Annotated in this window: 12 protein-coding genes; 7 read left to right on the top strand and 5 right to left on the bottom strand. The window is 58.3% G+C overall.

Going from position 1 to position 20,055, the window contains the following annotated elements; translation table 11 throughout:
* Window positions 1-3 precede the first annotated feature (3 nt).
* A complete protein-coding gene (locus NG895_RS10270) occupies window positions 4-3,183 on the top strand; it encodes an efflux RND transporter permease subunit (protein WP_252852395.1) in 3,180 nt (1,059 codons plus the stop codon).
* Between the two features lie 131 nt (window positions 3,184-3,314).
* Here NG895_RS10270 and NG895_RS10265 read toward each other — a convergent pair whose 3' ends face one another.
* A complete protein-coding gene (locus NG895_RS10265; RefSeq protein ID WP_252852394.1) occupies window positions 3,315-4,859 on the bottom strand; it encodes a class I adenylate-forming enzyme family protein in 1,545 nt (514 codons plus the stop codon).
* A 490-nt stretch (window positions 4,860-5,349) separates the two neighbouring features.
* Between NG895_RS10265 and NG895_RS10260 the strand changes: the two genes are divergently transcribed.
* From NG895_RS10260 to NG895_RS10245, 4 genes are all read left to right on the top strand, one after another.
* Window positions 5,350-6,597, top strand: coding sequence for a hypothetical protein (locus NG895_RS10260; RefSeq protein ID WP_279676119.1), 1,248 nt, complete (start codon window positions 5,350-5,352; stop codon window positions 6,595-6,597).
* A 106-nt stretch (window positions 6,598-6,703) separates the two neighbouring features.
* Window positions 6,704-6,874: a hypothetical protein gene (locus tag NG895_RS10255; protein WP_252852393.1), complete on the top strand. Its 171-nt coding sequence runs from the start codon at window positions 6,704-6,706 to the stop codon at window positions 6,872-6,874.
* A 166-nt stretch (window positions 6,875-7,040) separates the two neighbouring features.
* Entirely contained in the window at window positions 7,041-8,690 is a 1,650-nt protein-coding gene (locus tag NG895_RS10250) for an NAD-dependent malic enzyme (RefSeq protein WP_252852392.1), read from the top strand.
* Between the two features lie 45 nt (window positions 8,691-8,735).
* Complete coding sequence (locus NG895_RS10245) at window positions 8,736-10,427, top strand: thiamine pyrophosphate-binding protein (protein ID WP_252852391.1); 1,692 nt, start codon at window positions 8,736-8,738, stop codon at window positions 10,425-10,427.
* Window positions 10,428-10,433: 6 nt separating this feature from the next.
* Here NG895_RS10245 and NG895_RS10240 read toward each other — a convergent pair whose 3' ends face one another.
* A complete protein-coding gene (locus tag NG895_RS10240; RefSeq protein ID WP_252852390.1) occupies window positions 10,434-11,702 on the bottom strand; it encodes an NAD(P)/FAD-dependent oxidoreductase in 1,269 nt (422 codons plus the stop codon).
* 352 nt (window positions 11,703-12,054) lie between these two features.
* Between NG895_RS10240 and NG895_RS10235 the strand changes: the two genes are divergently transcribed.
* Window positions 12,055-13,698 (top strand): sialidase family protein, encoded by a 1,644-nt coding sequence (locus tag NG895_RS10235; RefSeq protein ID WP_252852389.1) that lies wholly within the window; start codon window positions 12,055-12,057, stop codon window positions 13,696-13,698.
* A gap of 83 nt (window positions 13,699-13,781) precedes the next feature.
* Here the strand turns inward: NG895_RS10235 and NG895_RS10230 are convergent, their stop codons facing one another.
* The 3 genes from NG895_RS10230 to NG895_RS10220 all read right to left on the bottom strand — a co-directional run bounded on the left by NG895_RS10230 (window position 13,782) and on the right by NG895_RS10220 (window position 18,617).
* Complete coding sequence (locus NG895_RS10230) at window positions 13,782-15,602, bottom strand: sialidase family protein (RefSeq protein WP_252852388.1); 1,821 nt, start codon at window positions 15,600-15,602, stop codon at window positions 13,782-13,784.
* Window positions 15,603-15,720: 118 nt separating this feature from the next.
* Window positions 15,721-17,229 carry a sulfatase gene (locus NG895_RS10225; RefSeq protein ID WP_252852387.1) on the bottom strand — a complete coding sequence of 503 codons (1,509 nt, stop codon included), beginning with the start codon at window positions 17,227-17,229 and terminating at the stop codon, window positions 15,721-15,723.
* A 341-nt stretch (window positions 17,230-17,570) separates the two neighbouring features.
* On the bottom strand, window positions 17,571-18,617 hold the full coding sequence (locus NG895_RS10220) for a dihydrodipicolinate synthase family protein (RefSeq protein WP_341871446.1): 1,047 nt from the start codon (window positions 18,615-18,617) through the stop codon (window positions 17,571-17,573).
* A 212-nt stretch (window positions 18,618-18,829) separates the two neighbouring features.
* Here NG895_RS10220 and NG895_RS10215 point away from each other — a divergent pair, with 212 nt between their 5' ends.
* The gene (locus NG895_RS10215; RefSeq protein WP_252852385.1) at window positions 18,830-19,912 is read left to right on the top strand and encodes a GntR family transcriptional regulator; all 1,083 of its coding nucleotides are present in this window, start codon (window positions 18,830-18,832) and stop codon (window positions 19,910-19,912) included.
* Window positions 19,913-20,055: the final 143 nt, after the last annotated feature.

The following is a 20,055-nucleotide window of genomic DNA, read 5'->3' as shown; positions in this document are numbered from 1 at the left end:
TCCATGATTCGCTGGTTTGCCACAAACGGAATCGCCGCCAATTTCTTGATGCTCGCCATCTTGATTGCAGGCGTCTACACGGCCTTGTTCCGCTTGCCGCTGGAGGTCTCCCCCGAGCGGAGTTTCGAGACGGTTGTCGTCGAGATGAACTACCGCGGTGGTACGGCAAAGGACATTGAGCAGGCCATCCTGATCCCGATCGAGGAAGCCCTCGAAGGGGTCGAGGGAATCGAGGACATCAACGCCTACGGCCATCAGGGCGAGGCAAGGATGTTCATCGATGCCGCGCCGGGCACCAATTTACGAGCGCTAATGGACGACATTTCAGCGCGAATCGACACGATCACCACCTTTCCCGATGAAACGGAGCGCCCGCAGATTTCCATTCCCGACTCGTCCAACTGGTGGGAAGTGCTCAGCATCGCGGTGACCGGCGACCTTAACTCTCGCGAACTGCGCGAGGTCGCCCGAAGGGTGCAGGAAGATGTGCTTTCGCTGCCTGGCATCAGCCGGGCGAAAGTACAGGGCGATCGGCGATACGAGATTAGCGTGGAAGTCGATACCACGAAATTGCTCTCCTACGGTCTGAGCTTCCAGGACATTTCCGACGCCATCCGCCAATTCTCCATCGACCTTCCCGCCGGGTCCATCGACAGTCCCAGCGGCACGTTCATCGTCCGCACCCGGGGCCAGGCTTACAACGAGCGAGAGTTCAACAAGGTTCCCATTCGCGCTACCAATGGCTCCGATGTGCTGCTTGGCGAAGTAGCCACGATCAACGATGGATTTGAAGAAGGAGAGAAGTCCGTCGAGTTCAACGGCAAACCGGCATTGTTTGTCGAGGTGATGAGAACCGGCAACGAGAACGCTATCGACATCTCGGATAGGGTGCACGAGTACGTCCGCGAAGCGCGCGGTCGATTCCCTGAAGGTATCGAGTTGTTTATCTGGGACGACGAGTCGGTAGAGATTCGGGGGCGCCTATCAACACTTATCTGGTCGTTGCTGCAGGGTAGCATTCTGGTGATGTTGCTTTTGGGCTTGTTCCTCCGCCCTGCCCTGGCGTTCTGGATCGTGGCCGGAATTCCCGTTGGCTTTGCCGGCGGGGTGATGCTAATGCCATGGTTTGGCGTGACCGCCAACCTGATGAGTCTTTTTGGATTTATTATTGTGGTCGGTATTGTCGTCGACGATGCGATCGTCACCGGCGAGAACGTTTATTTGAAGCTGAAGTCGGGCATGCCCCCACTCGAAGCGGCCGTGGTCGGCACGCACGAAGTGACAACTCCAGTCACCTTTGGCGCCATCACCACCATGGTGGCATTCATACCACTGCTGTTCTTCGATGGCAGTTGGGGCGATTTTGCGTCGCAGGTGCCCCCCGTCGTGGCGCCGGTGATACTCTTTTCCTTGGTCGAGTCCAAATTGATCCTGCCGGCTCACCTCAAGCACTTGCGAGCGGTGCCTCGCGATAATTTCTTCACGCGGTTCCAGACCGGGGTGGCGCAAAGCTTGGAGTACTTCATCGAGCGAGTGTACCAGCCCTGCCTCGAGGTCGCTGTGAAACATCGCGTGTCGGTCATGGCCGGCTTTGTTGCCATCGTGATGTTGATGGCCGGCTACTGCCTGAGCGGTCGCATGGAGTTTATCGCCTATCCCTCCGTCGACCAGCGGCGAATTTCAGCCGAACTAGACATGCCCGACGACACGCCTCTGGATGTGACGGCGCGGTACATGGACCGCATCGAAGCGGCATTGCTGCAACTTCAGCAAGAGTCCATCGACCCGGGTACAGGTGAGTCGATGGTTCAGGACATTTCCAAACTGGTGGGGGCCGCGAGAATTCACCGAGACTTCGACAAGTCGCGGGGCGCCATTTCCTTCGAAGTCTTGTCACCGACGCACCGGACCGTAGCAGGGCCACGCAATAGCGAGTTGGCAGCGCGTTGGACCGAGTTGGTTGGTCCCATTCCCGAAGCCACGGAGTTTCAGATTCGTGCCGATTCGAGCATCAATCGAGACCGAAACGTCGACAACGAGAATCTCAACATCGAGTTACGTGGTCCGATGTCGCCAGAGAAGGCCGAGGTGGCGCGAGAAATCCGCGAACTGCTCCGTACCTACGACGGCTTTAGCTCCACCTGGGCAAACATCAATTACGGACAGGATGAGCTGGAACTACGGCTCAAACCGCTGGCTGCCGAACTGGGGCTCACGCAACAGCTTCTCGCCCAACAGGTGCGACAAGCATTCTTCGGCGAAGAGGCACAACGGGTGCAACGTGGCATCGACGACATTCGCGTGATGGTCCGACTCCCCCGTCAGCAACGAGAATCACTGCACACCCTGGATAAGTTGCGAGTCCGCACCCCGCGAGGAGCGGATGTGCCGTTGTCGGCCGTGGCTGAACTCGCCTTCACGAAAGCCCCATCGTCGGTCGATCGCAAGAATGGCGCCGAAGTGCTGCGAATCGGTGCACGCCCAGCCGACGAAACAGTCGACGTCCTCGGCATCGCCAAGGAACTAAATCCCAAGCTCGAAGAGCTGTGCCGTGAAAACGGCCTGACCTACGAGTACGTTGGTTACGTTGCCGAAGCGGAAGACACGCGGCAAAAGACTATTCTCGGCTCGTGCCTCCTGGCATTCACGCTGTACGGACTGCTGGCCATTGCCTTGAAGTCGCTAACCCAGCCCTTCCTGGTACTGCTCGCGGTGCCGTTTGCCACCGTGGGGGCGCTATTGGGACACATCATCCTGGATATCACCCCTTCCTATCTATCAGTGTTTGGCATGCTCGCGTTGGCGGGCGTGGCAGTGAACGATACGCTGGTAATGGTGGACTATGTCAATCATCGTCGGTCCGAAGGAGCAACCTTGCGCGAGGCTGCTCTGCAGGCTGGCGCCCGTCGCTTCCGCCCCATCATGCTTACTTCTGTTACGACGTTTGTCGGCCTGGTACCGCTGCTGATGGACAACTCGCTGCAGGCTCAATTCCTCATTCCCATGGCCGCTTCGCTGGCCTACGGTGTGATGTTCGCCACGCTCGTTTCGCTATTCCTCATCCCCTGTGCGATCCTGGGCGCCCAAGACGTTCGCCGGGCGATGGCTGCCGCGAAGAACTGGTATTTGCGACCGTTTGCGTCGCCCTCGTCCGCCAGCGGAAGTTATTCGGCAGAAAATTGAAGCCTTTGTCCGATCCGCAGCTGAGGCGGGACTCGTTTTGAGGTTTCCGCGCGCATGCAATCGCCTGCAACGGCGGTCGATACGGCCGTAACCGGGCGCCAGACTGGCTTCCCCGTGCATCGCAGTGGTAACTAGTGCCCTTCTTCCGCCAACCTCTTCAGCGTAGTTCGATCGATCTTCCCCGTCGCGTTGAGTGGCATTTCTTCGAGGACCACAATCTCCTCTGGGGACTTATAGCCAATTCGCTCCCTGGAGAAATGGATCAACTCGGTCACCGTCGGTTTGGCAACGCTCGAGTCGAGTGTGATGTACGCGCGAACGTTCTCGCCGTGCACGATGTCGTGTACGCCGACCGCCCCCGCAGCGACAACCGCTGGGTGCTCCTCGAGCGACGCCTCGACTTCCTGGGGGCAGATGTTCGAGCCATCGTGGACGATAATCTGCTTTTTTCGTCCTTCAAACCACAGGTATCCATCTTCATCCACGTGAGCGACGTCGCCTGTATCGAGCCAGCCGTCGACGATAGTCTCGGCCGTGGCGTCCGGGCGATTCCAGTAGCCAATGGTGTTCGCGGCCGACTTGATCCACAGTCTACCCGGTGTGCCGACCGGCAACTCCTCGCCTTGTTCGTCGCGCACCGCCGCTTGGTAACCTGGCGCGAGTCGTCCCATCGAGCCGACCTTATTCAGTCCGGTTCGTGGATTTGTAGTGGCGAGCCCAATCTCCGACATGCCGTAGATCTCATCAATCTCGATTCCCGCCATCTCGACGAACTCACGCTCGAGTTCTGCCGAAACCTTGTCGCCGCCGGCGAAGCACACCCTGAGAGATTGGAAATGTTCGTGGCTCGCATCGTGATCTCGAACCAACGTGAACAATGCAGCCGGTAACATGCAAAGAATGGTAGGTTTGGCAGACTGCAGGATGGGTAGGATCTCGTGGCCGTCAAACGTCCGCGCCAGGTCTACCCGCACGCCGGCCGCCAAACCGCAAAGCGACATGAGCGACGCCCCAATATGCGACAGGGAGGAGCCTGGCAGAAACACATCGTCCCCTTGGATTTCAAGGCTCTCGATGGCACTGGCGAGCATCCAGCCAAAGGTCTGGTGGGTGTGAGTTACTCCCTTGGGTTTGCCTGTGCTGCCCGAAGTAAAGTAGATGAACGCGGGAGCGTCGGCAGCCACTTCGGGCAGGCTTGGCGACTCTGGTATCTTGGCGAGCAGTTGCTCGTAGCTGGGGCCTCGGCCAGATTCCGCATCGTAGGCAATGGTGCCCAACGGAAGTTGTGGTACCAACATGCTCTTCGCCAGGTCGGCATCGCGTTCGACATGCGCAAGCAGTACCGACGCTTCGCTCACGCTCAGCGCGTGATCGATCTCCGGTGCCTGGTATCGGTAGTTCAGCGGCGTCGCCACCAATCCGGCCTTGAGACAGGCCAAATAGAACACCACCAGGGCCGCCCGGTTGGGCATCAGACTGGCGACCCGGTCGCCCGGCGTCAGGCCCATCTCCAGCAGGTTCGCCGCCAAGCGAGTGCTCGACTCGTCGAGTTCTCGCCAGGTGAGGACCTCGCTGGACGATACCAATGCGGGGGCATCGGGGCTCGCACTTAAACCGCGTTTCAGAATCTCTGCCACGCATACGGGCTGATTCAGTGGTGGTCCCACGAGTGCCATTTGCCTTCCTCGATTCGTCAGGGGGGAAAGACCGTAGTCGTATCTTCTCATACCGTATCGCCGAGCTCAGACGGCCAAAATCCCTCCAAGGAAGGGTAAATCACCTGCCCTGACTGTCCACGAAACCATGCCATGCACGCTCCGCGCTTGCTCCCTCCGCTACAACTCGCTCACGGAATTTGAAACAGGCACAGTTGCTACAAGCCTCACGCTTGGCACCAGAGTGATGTTCCCCAATCCCCTCCGAAAGAACCCCCTAACTTCCAAACTCGAACTAAACTACCGCAGCAACCACCGTCGATGCCAAAGTTACCAGCACTACAAGGACCCCACTGCGCGCGGCAGGTGGGTCGACTCGGTAGCTGCAGGCGGTATCGACCGTCCATCCCCCAAACCAGCACACAATTGTTGACCCTGCCAGTCAAGACGTTTATCTTCTAGCACCGGTCACGTTCTCCCGACACCACTCTTCCTGTAGCGAGCAGAACTGATGGCGTTCGACCTATTGACCTACCAGCACGTCGGTGACAAGAAGAACTCCGACTTCTTCGAAGAGTATCGGGTCAAGATCTACGAGCGCAGGATCAGCAGCGGACTTGAGCAACTGCTGGGCAAGATGCGCGGTGTCGTGATTCAGGTGGAGACGGGCGATGCCAACGGGTACCTGGAAGAGTTGTACCTGATGTCACCCTATCGCTTCGTCGCTGGGTATCGCAGCACGACGCACAACATCTATGTCCTTGTTTCGGAAGATCGCTTTCCCCGCATCTTTGTTATCGAGCCGCTTGACGCCGACTTCGAAGACGATGTGCGGCGACTGAACATGATCTATCCCATGGCTCGCAGCAAACCCAATGCGCGGTACATCGGCGAGATCTATCAATCGAAGGACATCAAGGAAACCTGCAAGGTCCTGGAGTCGCACAACATCCGGTTCGAGTACCAGGGCGATACCGAGAATCCACTCTATACGCTCGATGCATTTCTGTTCACGGTGCCTTCGGACTTCACGTACAATCGCGTGGGCTACACCGAATCGGATTTCGAAGACTACGATTCGCTGCAACTCGGCACGCCGTTCGATCTCAGCGCCGAACAACTCGCTTCGCTAGAACGTCAGAAGGAAGCGGGCAAAGAGGCGGGCATTCAGCGACTGCTGACCGGCATCGACCATATGGCTACGCGCATTCTCGCTGGCGAACGCGAAGACGCCATCCTGGAGTTTCTCACCCTGTCGAACTACTATTTCTGGGGTGCCTACAACATCCATGAAATGAATTCGTCGACAAATGTCAACCGCAATCACAATGTGCAGGATGACAAAGAGTCGCCGGCCAAAGTGTTCACGGCCAACAACACTCCGTCGTTTGTGAACTCGTTCGACAACCTGCCGATGCCGACAGAGGATTTCGTGCGCAATTATGGGCGACGGATGCACCACATAGCGTACGAGGTCACCGACGGCGACCACCCCAGTGGCATGAAGAATGTCGACTATGTAGTAGGCCAACTGCGGACGCTGGGCGTTCCCTTCCTGGCACACGTTGTCGGCGAATGCAAAGACGACCCCGATTTGAAACAGATTTTCTCGAAACATTCGAAGTACTCCATTTTAATCACCGAGTACGTCGAGCGCTGCCACAAGTTCAAGGGGTTCTTCACCAGGCAAAACGTGGCTTCGCTGACCGCAGCCGCGGGCAGTGACGAGCGATATGTCCATGGCCACGTCTTCGATTAGGAAGGCTTCCCGCGCAGCTCCGTCGTTGGCGGCCTGGAGAAGCAACAGATACACTTGAAACGAGTTGTTGTCGCAAGACAGGTTTGCTGGACTTACGTAACATTCCATGTTGAAAGCGATCAGAACTTTGAACAACAGCATTTTCATTCAGTTGGCAGTCTTCGTGCTGTTGCTCGTTGCGTTGAATTTTTTCTTTCACTTGCACATCTCCATCATTGGTAGCCTGGTGCTGACGCTCGGGGTGTCGCTGGTCATGCGCATGATGCAATCGCGATAGCAACACCAGCGGTGAGAAGAACAACAGGGGCTCCAGCTTGCCGACGCTGTCGCACCACACAAATGGCGTAGGATTGCCGACATGATTGCCCTTGTGAGCTAATATTGAGGGCGACTTGGATGGCTACAGGAATCAACTCCGTCGGGTACAACGCAAGGGTGACCCCATGTCAGATGCTAGCGATAAGATGGGGATCGGACGAATCGAAGATCCCGTGCTCAACAAGGGAACGGCGTTTAGCGACGAAGAGCGCAAGCAATATCTGCTGACGGGGCTACTGCCACCGCATGTCGAGTCGCTCGTCGAACAGGTCGATCGCGTCTACGAGGCGTTCAGCGACGAGCCGACCGATCTGCACAAGCACGTTTTTCTCCGCAGCGTGCAGGACGAGAACGAAACGGTGTTCTACCGTCTGCTGCTCGACCACGTGGAGGAGATGATGCCACTGGTCTACACGCCAGTCGTGGGACAGGCCTGTGAGAAGTTCAGTCACATCTACCGTCGGGCGCGCGGCGTTTTTGTCGCCTATCCCAATCGCGATTCGATGGACGACGTGTTCGCTCATATCCAGCGCGATATCGACGTGATTGTCGTGACCGATGGAGAGAGAATTCTGGGCCTGGGCGATCAAGGTGCCGGCGGCATGGGGATACCCATCGGCAAACTTTCGCTCTACTCGCTGTGCGGTGGGGTGCACCCTGCCCGTACGCTGCCTGTGCTGCTCGATTTGGGCACCAACAACACCGAACGCATCGAAGACCCTCGCTACATTGGTTGGCGGAATGAACGCATCAAGGGTGAAGAGTACGACGAGTTCATCGAACTGTTCGTCGAAGCGGTGAAGAAGCGATTCCCAAATGTGCTACTGCAATGGGAAGACTTTGCGTCGGTGGATGCCGAGCGCATTCTCGAGAGGTACCGCGACCAACTCTGCACTTTCAACGACGACATCCAGGGCACTGCCGCCGTTACCTCCGGCACCGTCTGGGCCGCCGTCGAGGCGTCCGGAGGCAAGCTTGCCGACCAGCGCTTTGTGATGCTGGGCGCCGGTTCGGCGGGAGTTGGCATTACCGAGCAGTTAGTCCGCGCGATTGTGGCCACCGGCCTAAGCGAAGCGGACGCTCGCAAAAAGTTCTATGTCATCGACCGCGACGGGTTGCTACACCAGGGACGGAGCGACCTAGACGACGTCCATCGTCCGCTGGCGCAACAGACTGCCGATCTCACCGGCTGGGGCTGCGACCTTTCCAAGCCCATAACGCTGGAGGACGTCGTCCGCAACGCTAAGCCTACGGTGCTGATTGGCGTCACCGGCCAAGCGGGAGCTTTCACCGAAGAAGTCGTCCGCGAGATGGCCCGCCACGCCGAGCGGCCCGTCATCTTCCCGCTGTCCAATCCCACCTCGCGAGCCGAGGCCACGCCTGCGGATTTGCTCGCTTGGACGGACGGACGGGCGATTATCGCCACGGGAAGCCCTTTCGACCCGGTCGAGCACGCTGGTAAGACACACATCATCGCCCAATGCAATAATTCCTACATCTTTCCGGCAATGGGCCTGGGAATATTGGCATCCGGCGCCAAGCGGGTGACCGACAACATGTTCATGGTGGCCGCCAAAGCGCTCAAGGAGTGCTCCCCTGCCCTGTCGGATCCCACCACTTCGTTGCTGCCGCCGCTGCACACCATTCGAGAAACCGCCCGCCATATTGCGATGGCAGTGGCAAAGCAAGCGCAGCTGGACGGCGTAGCGCCCGAGTGCAGTGATGAGGAACTCGAAGTCCGCTGTACCCAGACCATGTGGACGCCGGCCTACTAAGCGTCGACTGGAATATCCTAACCCGGAATCTTGGATTCAACCGCTATGGCAGATTATGCTTGGACCGTCGGCACGTACTTGGCAACGCGGCTTGCTGAGTTGGATGTCGCCCACTACTTCACGGTCCCGGGCGACTACAATCTCATTCTGCTCGACGAATTCCTGAAGGTCGACCAACTGCAAATGGTCTCCTGCTGCAACGAGTTGAATGCCGGCTACGCCGCCGACGGTTATGCGCGGGCCACCGGCGGATTGGCCGCTGTCGTGGTGACCTACAGCGTGGGAGGCCTGAGTGCACTGAACGCCATCGCCGGGGCGTACGCCGAAGACCTACCCGTGGTGGCGATTTCCGGAGCACCAAACACCAACTCAACGGCCGAGTACGAGTACCTGCACCACACGCTGGGCAAGATCGACTACGACTACGTTCGTGAGATCTTCGCTCGCGTCACGGTCGACGCGGTTACCATCCAGCATCCCACCGAAGCGGCGGGACAGATCGATATCGCCATCGAAAAAGCGCTGCGTCACCGCAAGCCGGTTTACCTGGAAGTGGCATGCAACATCGCCGCGGCCCCCATCTCGGCGCCAAATCCGCGAGACTTCACCAAGATTGCCGCCAGCGACCCACACTCGCTAAAGGCCGCCGTGCAACACGCCGCGCGGCTGCTGAACGAGGCCCAGAAACCGGTCCTCCTGGCAGGACCAAGCGTTAGGGCAGCCAAGGCCGAAGCGGATCTGCTCAAACTGGTCGACGCCACGCAATACGCCACGGCCGTTACACCGGATGCCAAGAGCTTCTTCGACGAAACGCATCCCAACTACATGGGCATCTACTGGGGATCGGTCGGTACGCCCGGCTGTGGTTCAGTGGTCGAGTCGGCCGACCAATGCCTGCTCGTGGGGGCAAAGTTCACCGACTATACCACCACAGGGCACACCACCTTGGTCGATCGCCGGAAGTCCATCGATGTCCGCGCCAAGGAAGTGATCGTGGCCGGCGAAAGCTACAACAATGTCGCCATGGCCGAGTTCCTGCGCGAACTCACCGAGTCGCTTTCTCAAAATCCCACCGCGTTGCAAGCCTTCAAACGCATTAGAAAAGAACAGATGCCTGTGAAGCTGGGTGCATCGACCGAGCCCCTTACCACCCGGCAACTGTTCGCCCACGTGCAGAACATGCTGGTGGGCGAATCGGCCGTCATAGCCGAGACCGGTGACTCCTGGTTCAACGGCATCGAACTCTCCCTGCCCGAGGCCAGCCGCTTCGAGATTCAAATGCAATACGGCTCGATCGGATGGTCGGTCGGAGCCACGCTGGGCTACTGCCTGGGAGCGCCCGAACGGAAAGTCATCGCTTGCATCGGCGATGGGTCGTTCCAACTCACGGCGCAGGAAATCTCGACCATGCTCCGTTACGACGCCAAGCCCATCGTGTTTCTGATCAACAACGGCGGGTACACCATTGAAGTCGAGATCCACGATGGCCCTTACAACACGATCAACAACTGGCAATACGCCCGTTTGGTCGAGGTGTTCAACGGGGAGCACGGCAAAGGGTCGGGCTGTCGCGTAGCCACTGAAGCCGAGCTGGTGGACGCCATCGCCCAGGCTCAGCAGCATGACGGACTGTCGCTAATCGAAGTAATGATCGACCGCGACGATTGCAGTAGCAACCTGCTGGAATGGGGAGGGCACGTGGCCCGCAACAATGGCCGACCCCCACGCTTCCTATAGTTCCGCTCAAGCATCGTCCGAATCGTCGTCGCATAGCAGAATGCGCTTGCCGCGTTTGTGCGTCAGCAAGTTCCATCCCCAATCGACGAACACGCTTGTTTTCTCTTCGGCACCGCTCAGCAAGCTGAGGTGCACCCCCAGCCAAGCCAACCAGGCGATGGAACCGGTGAGCGTTCCGCCCGTGGGTAATTCTACCACGGCCGCACCACGGCCCACCTGTGCCATATTGCCCTTATCGAAATATTTGAATGGCGTCGTGGCTTCCCCCGCGACCAACTGCTCAATCGTCTTACCGACATGGTGTCCCGCCTGCAGCGCGACGGCCCCCAATCCGGGCAAAGGCTGTCCCGTCTTGCCATCCGTCATCGAAGCCATATCGCCGATGGCGAATACCTGGGGATGATCCTTCACCTGCAGGTCAGGCCCCACAGGCACACGCCCTCCTGGTGCTAACTCAACACCCAACGACTTGGTGAGCGGATTGGCTTGCAAACCGGCGGCCCAGATCAGCGTTTGTGTCTTGACCTTATCGCCCCCCGCCAAGGTGATCTCTTCGGCCGTCACTTCTACCACCCCCGTGCCAGTATGCACTTCAACACCTCGGTCTTCGAGCGCACGCCGGGCATACTCCTGCAGTTTTGGCTTGAAATGGGCCAGCACCGCCGGAGAATGCTCGTATAAGACGACTCGCGCTTCGTCGATCGGCAGGTTTGGGTAGTCGGCCTTCAATTCGGTGTGCAGCAACTCGGACATGGCTCCAGCCAACTCCGTGCCGGTGGGCCCCCCACCAATGATGCAGAAGGTGAGGGCCCCCTCGTCGACGAGTGCTGGATTCTTATCTACTTCCTCCAGTTTCTTAAGAATGTGATCGTGCAGACGAATCGCATCCTTCATGGTGTACAGCGGAAACGAATGCTCGGCAGCCCCTGGGGTCTGGTGAAAGTTAACGGTCGCCCCCAGTGCCAGGACCAAATAGTCGTATTCAACTGGCGACATCTCCTCAACCAGCACCTGTTTCTTGGCCAGGTCGATGCTCTTGACGGCGCACTTGTGGAACACCATGCTGTCGTGTCGATGGAGCAGATCGCGAATTGGTGAACCAACCGCGGTAGGCTCGAGCTCGTCGGTCGCCACTTGGTAGAGAAGCGGTTGAAAAGTGTGGTAGTCGTTCCGGTCGATAATCGTTAGATGTACCGGGGCGTCGCGCAGTTTTTGAGCCGCACCTATGCCGCCAAATCCAGCCCCCAGAACTACAACACGTGGCATATCTGGCATCCGAGTTACTCCTTCCAACATCGATATCCAAGGCTCATCGTCTCAACCGATCCGTCACACTCTACCGACGATCGTCTGGCCAACAATGTACTTCATAACCGCACAACTTGCGATAAGGGAATTCGCCGGGTCACCTCCCCAGGGAACGGCACCTGCGGATCGTTCCATCAGATGCCATCGCGCCCGCAAAGATGCTGCCCCGCTGCAAAAGTAGTTTGCCGCTGCAGTTGGCAAGCAGTAAACTGAAGCCTGGTTGGTCGCCTGGGGGAAACGCGGCATTGCCGACTGCGCAGCGACCTTCACCACCAACAGACGGTTTCACTCATTTCTCCAGGCTTGATCAGGCTCTCCCATGAACACATCTCGGGCGGTGGCGTTTATCTTCTGCTTCTACTTGCTGGGCACGCACGACGCGGTTGCTGCAACTGACGACACGACCTGGTTCGTTCGCGATGGCAAAGCGGTCGACGTGGTCGATGCCACGGGAGCGTGGCAGTCAACCAGGCATGGGCTCGCTGCTACAGGCAACTCCAGCAGGTTGGATGCCGGCCAGACCGTTGGCAAGGGCGATTTTGAAGTCTTCGCCGAACTCCGTCTGAAGGATGTGGGTAAAGATCACGCCTCGTTGATGTTGGACGCCGACGACAAAATGTCGACGGGAGAGTTCGTGTTTTCCCGCAACGACCACATCTACGTGCGAGGCTTCTTTTTCGGAGATCGCACGCAACGAGTCCGGCCCCTCAACGGGCTGATTCAGTCGGGCGAGTGGTTCCGGGTACGGGTACGGCGGGAGGGCAATCTGGTAACGTTTTACGTTAACGACCAGGACGTGTGGAAGATGGAATACGAGAGTGCTCGACCCTTTGGCAAGCTGTCTCTTAACGCTGGAAAGGCACGGCTCACGGTACGATCGTTTGGGGTGCGGGGTGAAACAAATCCGCTGGAGGAATGGACACCACGGCTCACCCGTGATTATTCACTGGCTGGCGAGCAACACACCGATGTCTATTTGCGTGGACAAGGCGGCTATCACACCTACCGCATCCCTGCCATCGTGAAATCGACCGAAGGCACCCTGCTCGCCTTTGCCGAGGGCCGCAAAAAGAACCAGTTCGATCACGGCGACATCGATATCGTCTTGCGGCGCAGCGTGGACGACGGTCGCACGTGGCTGCCAATGCAACTGGTTTGCGAAGAGGGCGGCGACGCCCGTGTTACGATCGGCAATCCGGTGCCGGTGATAGATCGAGATACGGGCAAAATTTGGCTCTTCTTCTGCCGGGACAACGTCGACGTGTTGGCCACCTGCAGCGAGGACGATGGGCAAAGCTGGAGCGAGCCGGTCGAGCTGACCGCCACGCTGAAACGCTCAGAGTGGACTGGCTGGTACGCCACCGGCCCATGCCATGGAGTTCAGCTCGCTAACGGCCGCTTGGTGGTGCCTGCTAACCATAATCCGCCAACTCGCAACAAGGGCACGCGGGTGCATATGATCGTGTCGGACGATCACGGAGCCACCTGGCGCATCGGGGGCGTGGTCGATGGGCCCACCAATGAGAATTCCGTGGCCGCATTGGGTGACGGACGCCTGTACGTAAACGCCCGCATCAGCACCCACCACAACCGCAAGCCCTACTGCCGGATGGTTGCCTACAGCAACGACGGTGGCGACTCGTTCGAGGAGCCGCTGCTCGACCGGCAGTTGACCTGCTCCATTTGCGAGGCCAGCGTTTTGAACGTTACCCGGCAGCAAGGGGGCGATGTGTTGCTTATAGCCAATCCATGCTCACAACGCCGCGAACGAATGACCGTACGCGCAAGCGAAGATGCCGGCCAGACTTGGAACGAAGGACTCCGCATCTACGAGGGTTCCTCCGCCTACTGCGATCTGGTGCAATTAAATGACGAGGAGATTGGCCTAATATTTGAGCGAGACCTCTACCAATCGCTTACCTTCGTACGAATCAAGTTGTCATCCGTACTCGAGAACGAGTAGTTGACCAAGTTGCCGAAACCGATATCCCGAATTCCACCAGCCACGACGCGCGAACTGTCGCTGAAGCCCCCGGCAAACTGGAGCTACTCGGGCGATGCCAGGTAGCTCTGGGCGTTGCCTATCGCCTCGCTGGTACGCAAGTAACGATTGTAGATCCGCAAGTCGCTGATTGTTCCATCGAGCGTGGGGGCGACGCGAAGCGTGGGGCCACCCGTAACGTCGCCAATGGGTTGGTCGAAGGACGGGTCAAGAAAGCGGCTCTGGCCAGAATAGCAGTTCGGGTCGTCCTCGCCATCGCATAACTGACCATCGACCACGCCCGTGATCATCTTCGGGCCACCATCGACAATGACCGACAGGTGGTGCCACTTTCCGGGCGTCAGTACTTGGGGATCGGTTCTCCACTGGACACGATTGCGCCCATCATTAATCGCCAGTTGCAGCCCGTTTTGCCCAATGGACTTGAGCAGAATCCCCTGCCCTTGAGCGGTTCGCGAATCGAGCAGTACCTGACCTGGCTCGTAAGACTGCAGCTTGAATCGCAGATCGAGAGTAAAACCGCCACCGCGAGAAAGGTCTGGCAGTGGCGGCATCTCCAATTCGCCAGCGACTTGTTCGCCCTGGCGATGGAGCACCAGGCCACGCTGGGCGACTGCCGCCAGTTGCCGTTGGTCCCACATGCTCTCGACCAGTTCTCGGTCGACTGCGATGATCCGAGCATCTCGCTTATTGGTCGCCGAGAAGTAATATTGGCGGTCCGACTCTATCATGTCGGGGTAACTGATGCCGCGGCCGTCAGTCGTGTAGCTAATCAGTTCGGGCTGCGACCACACGATGGAGCCATCCTGTTCCACGCCCGCACTCAGCCACACCAGGTCGCGTCCCGTGACAGGCAACGCCTTGTCCTTTCGCCAGCGTCCCTTGCTGCGAAGTTGCAGTGTCGTGTTGTGATACCACAACAGGTAACGACCGTCGCTGGTCTTCCAAACCATGGGACAGGCGCGTGGTGACTGAATCTTGCGGCCACCGGGCTGGTAAACGGCAAATTCTGGTTGCGACCAGGTTTCGCCCCGATCTCGGCTGTAGGCAGCAGCAGGATACCCCTTGGTAGTGCGATAAATGCAGAACAGCGATTCGCCGGAAAGAGCGACGATGTTGTGCTCTTCTTGTATGGACCCCAAGGCGTCGTTACGAATCCCTCGGCCATTCCGAGGGAGCAGTTCCCACTGGATTTCAGCAGGATCGGACTCGGTCAGCAGGTTGCTGGAGCGATAGAGCCAACCTTCTCCCTTGTCGTGCACGTACTCGCCCATCCGTGTGAAAGCAAAGAAGGCCGTGCCCTTGTCGATCATGGGTTTATCGATACCCCAGAAGAGTTGCACTTTGCCCTGCCACTCATTATTCCGATCAACTTCAGCCACTGGCATGGGCAGCCGGAATCGTTCGTCCGACCAGTTCCGCCCCCCGTCGTCCGAGTACTTGTAAACGTACCAGCCGAGCAAGGTGTTTACGGCCAACTTCTCGCCGTTGAGTTCATGGACTCGGTCGCCGTTGTAGTTGTAAAAGACATAGATGCGACCGCTGGGCGTAGTCAGCGGCACCGCCCAGGACGATTTGATATCGCTCGAAGGCTCCACGTCTATCAGCGGCGACCAGGATCGCCCCTGATCCTCGCTGATGGTGGCGGCGATGTGTTGCCCGTCGCCACTCTCGCCATGTGGTCCAGTGGTCATGGTACAGACCCAGTCGCCATCTGATGTGGTGACGATGTACGGCTGGTCGCAGTAGCTTTCGTCAGGTATTTGCCGGGCGTTAGCAAAGTTTCTGGGGTCGTCGTCTTGCCCCCATACCAACTGGCTGGACGTGAGCAACACGAACATACAACAGCAGCCGACGGATTTCATGGTAGCCCTCCTGTTAGATCCAAGCTGGCAAGCGGTTGAAAAGGCGAGCCGGCCGAGCAGGGCCGCTGGTGCCGGATTCTGATCAAAATTGGCCAGGCAACTTCCGCCTCGAGGAGTGTCACTCGGCCACTCCCGAACTAACGGTCCCCGTTTTCTTCTCGCGCCACGTGAATGTATCGGGATCGAAGTCAAATGCCTTCTTGGCTGGCGCGGCTTTGGCCCACTTGGTCGGAATCCAGTGGGACAGTTCTTGCTTTGCGTTCTGGTGCTCGGCGTTCGCGGCGAGATTGTTCCACTCGTGGGGATCGACCTGTTGATCGTATAGTTCTTCCGTTCCGTCTCGATAACGAATGTAGCGATAACGGTCCGATCGCACGGCCGCGTTGCCCCGCCCAAACTGCACCACGGCAGGACGCTCCCACTGCTGCCGCGGATTTTTCAGCAGAGGTGCGAGCGACTCGCCATCGAGCGACGACCCCGGATCGGTGCCAGTTAGATCTACCAACGTCGGGTAGATGTCCACTAGACTCACTGGACGACTGCAGACACCAGGTTGGCTGCCGGGCACGCATATTACCAACGGCACACGCGTGGCTTCTTCCCACAGGGTGCCTTTGTGCCAGTGTTGCTTCTCGCCCAGATGCCAGCCGTGATCGGACCAGAGCACAACGATGGTAGACTCGCGATGGGGACTCTGGTCCAAGGCCTCCAAAATTTTTCCCAGTTGGGCATCGGCGTAGGTAATGCTCGCCAGGTAGGCTTGCACCGCCTGCTTCCATTGATCCGCCCGCTTGATTCGCAAGTAGTCGTCGCGTCGTTGCTTGGCAAGCTTCTGCCCTATTTCGGGCACATCGCCCAGGTCATCCTTGGGGACCTCCGGCAGTACGATGTCCTCCAGAGAATACTGGTCGAAGTACTCCTGCGGCACGTACCACGGCAAATGCGGACGGAACAAACCGCATGCCAGGAAGAACGGCCCCTCATGCTGATCTTGCAGAAAGCGAACCGCATAGTCCGTGCTGACGGCATCGTCGTAGTCCTCGGCGGCGATGGGCAGGGACCCCCAATCGTTCTCGTGACTCAAACCCGCAACGCCACTAAACGGAAATTGCTTGGGCTCGGGAACGTATTTGCTCCAGGGATAATTGAGTTTGGCCCCTCGAAACCATCCATCGTTGCGGAACCGCAGCGGCAGGTAGTCGTCCCATTGATTGGGAGGATGGTTGCCCGCCGTGTGATGGAAGATCTTGCCCGCCCCACCCGCATAGTACCCATGCCGCCGAAAGTGAGCTGGCAACGTAACCACGCCGGGAAGGTTGGGATACCACCACTGACTATTCTCGTAGAGGCCCGTCGAGGACGGATACAGGCCCGTCATGATCGCGGCACGCGAGGGCGCGCACATGGGCGATGGACAATGGGCGTTGGTGAACAACATGCCGCGACTTGCCAACTTGTCGATGTTGGGCGTGTGGACCTCGCCCTCGTAGCCGCCCAGGCAGCCGACCCAGTCTCTCATGTCGTCCACGGCTAGAAATAGCACGTTGGGTGGCGGAGCTGCAATCGACCTGTCTGAACCACCGGCCAGCAGCCACGCGAGGCCCCACAGGCCAGCGAGGATTGCCATCTGTGCCAAACAACGACGTCGCACGCCTACGTTGACTGACGCAACCTTCGGGAACATCGAGGCCGATCCTCTCGCTTGGTCAGGGAACACTGATTGGGGGATCTGGTAGCCAACACACCGCTACTCCAACAATGCCACGTGTTTCGGTGAGGCCGCAAGCAGCGGAGCCACCGTACCTGCCATCCCGGCAGCCAGGCCGAAATTGCAGCGTATTGCGCAGCGGCATCTCCACCCATCACCAAGCAGGCGGAGGCAACTAGCACGGAAGCTACTACCGTCCACAATCCAATCCACCCAGAGGTGAGCGTTCCCCGATCGTCGCGGGAATCGCGCCGAAACACTCAATCCTGGGCTAGTAGCTGCTGCTTTCCTGCTAGCGCAACGGACTGCGCATCGCCGGGTTGCGATTTTTGTGGTGTATTGAAGAGCCAATTCGAAATGCGGGCGTCATCCAGCTCCGCATGAAGCCTGTTTTCTTGTTCGGACGTCAAATTCTCCAACGGCAGCCGACATGGTCCGCACTCCACCCCCTGTCTGGTTAAAACGGATTTCATGGCGGCATGAAACGGGTAGGAGAGGACGATCTCGATAAACTTGATCGCTTCAAGCTGCAGTTCCCTGGCAGCCTCGAGATCATTGCCGTCAAACGCCTTGATGATTTTGCGATCCAGTGGCGCCTTGCAGTTGTAGGTACTCCCAATTGCCCCCTTTGCCCCAACGGCAAGAGCACTCAAGAGCATCTCGTCGGTCCCCCACACCACATCGAATCGACCATCGCAACAGCTTTGCAGCGCATGAAATTCGTGGATCATCGGCGCCGTGTATTTCAGGCCAGCCAGATTCGGAATCTTCCCCCCAGCCATCTCCATGAAGGCAGTCATGCTGATGGTCGAGCCGGTGAGCGATGGAATATGGTAATAGTAGAAAGGCACGTCGGGCGCAGCAGCGGCGATATCGGTCATGGTGTCTACCAGAGTTTCGCAGCGCGAAATCTTGTAGTAACTGGGGGCTGTGGCCGACACCACATCGACCCCCGCCTTCGCTGCATGACGCGCAAGCTGCTTGGCTTCGGCAATGGAGTTGTGGCCCACATGGGCGATCAGGGACAGTTCCCCCTGGCACGCATCCACGAAGGCTTCCGTCAACTCCATCCGTTCGGCTGTCGACAGCGACATGCCTTCGCCGGTGCTGCCGCACAAATAGAGCCCCGTTACTCCTGCATCCTTCAAATGCCGGACCATTGCCGGAACCAGCGATAGGTTCAATGAGCCATCGGCTCGCATGGGAGTGAAGGTAGCCGCAATCAGCCCGGTGAGCTGTGTTCTGACAATAGCCAACGTATTGGTCCTGATACTTCTCTCGAAAATTGCAGAGGTAGCTGCCCCCACAATAACGGGGCGTGGCGGTGTGGCTCACCCCAATTTGGTCAATTAACCTCGATCGTACCCCTAAAATAACGCGTGGTCCAGCACTATTTCTAATATTTCAGCAATTTTAAAACTATTACCTTGACCCCACAGATATCGAGATCTAACTTGAGATCCACTCCATTGCGGGGAATGGATTTCTAACTCGCCGCTCACCCCAGCGCGGACTCAAAATGCCTGAAACCGAAGCTGGCAGGCCGAAGATTATTGATTTGGTCGACTTGCTGATTGCCGATATCCAGCAGCGAGAACTCAAGCCTGGTGACCGCTATCTCACCACGGTGGATGCCACTCGCATGCTTGGAGTGGGCAGTGCCACCGCCAACCGCGCCCTGCAAATACTCGAGCGTCGCCAGATCATTACTCGCCAGCAACGCCGGGGTGCGTACATCGCTCAAGTCCCGGTGGAGGGCTCACGCCTACTGCGACGCGTGCACTTCCTGGTGCACAAGAACTACCTTACTTCCGAAGGGGTAGGCAACGACTTTGTGCTCATGGGCATGCAAGCGGAGCTGCCCGGCGTGGACGTGCGGATCAGTCACTTTCCGCAGGACAACGTCGCTGATTTTGTGCAGCGCCTGATTGACACCTCGCTGACCGCCAAGTCCAAAGATGGCTTCGTGCTCGTACGGGCGCCATACGAAGCACATCAGTTGATTAACGACTGTGGTGTGCCCGCCCTGGTTTACGGTTGCCCCTACGCTGGCATCTCACGCATCAAGCAAGTGGAGCGGGACATGCGGAGCATCGGCGAGCAGTCAACTCGTTTCCTGCTCGACCGCGGCCACCGACGCATCGCCTGGATCCTGCGCCAACAGTTGATGCCAGGCGACCACGAGACGCTCGACGCAGCTACGTCTGTACTGGATAGCAGAGCCATGCCATGCAGTTCGGTGCTATTCCGCTCGGCGCCGGCCGACAGTGCGGTAGCCCTGAAGCTGGTGGAAGACCTGCTAGATATGCCTGATCCGCCGACCGGTTTTGTTTGTCGTTCGCAGCGATTTGCCAACGCCGTGGCCACGGCGCTGGAGCGTCGGAACCTGCGGCTCTACGACAGTCATGACCTGGTACTCTGCGACTACTATTTGTTGCCCGGTCATCGCCCTCAGTACGTGTTCCCTCGCCCCGTGGATGACTCCGAGACCCAAGGAAGATACATCGCCCGAAACCTGGTGGCACTTGCTCGGGGCGATGAGATAGATGACGTCATCATTCCCGTCGAACTCGATACGTCGGCCGCGCGTCCGCGGCGATGACCTGTTGAATCGCCGAACGCGACGTACGGCCAAATCGTGGATGCCACAGCCTGAAATCCCAAGGAACATCAACTACCACTAGAGGTTGAACTCACGCATATCTGACAGAGGTAAGACATGGACATTACCAGGCGGTATACTAC

The sequence above is a fragment of the Aeoliella straminimaris genome (assembly GCF_024054565.1).
GTDB classification, from domain to species: Bacteria; Planctomycetota; Planctomycetia; order Pirellulales; family Lacipirellulaceae; genus Aeoliella; species Aeoliella straminimaris.
The sequence above is the reverse complement of the archived record's forward strand: the minus strand, read 5'-3'. Positions and strand labels throughout refer to the sequence as shown.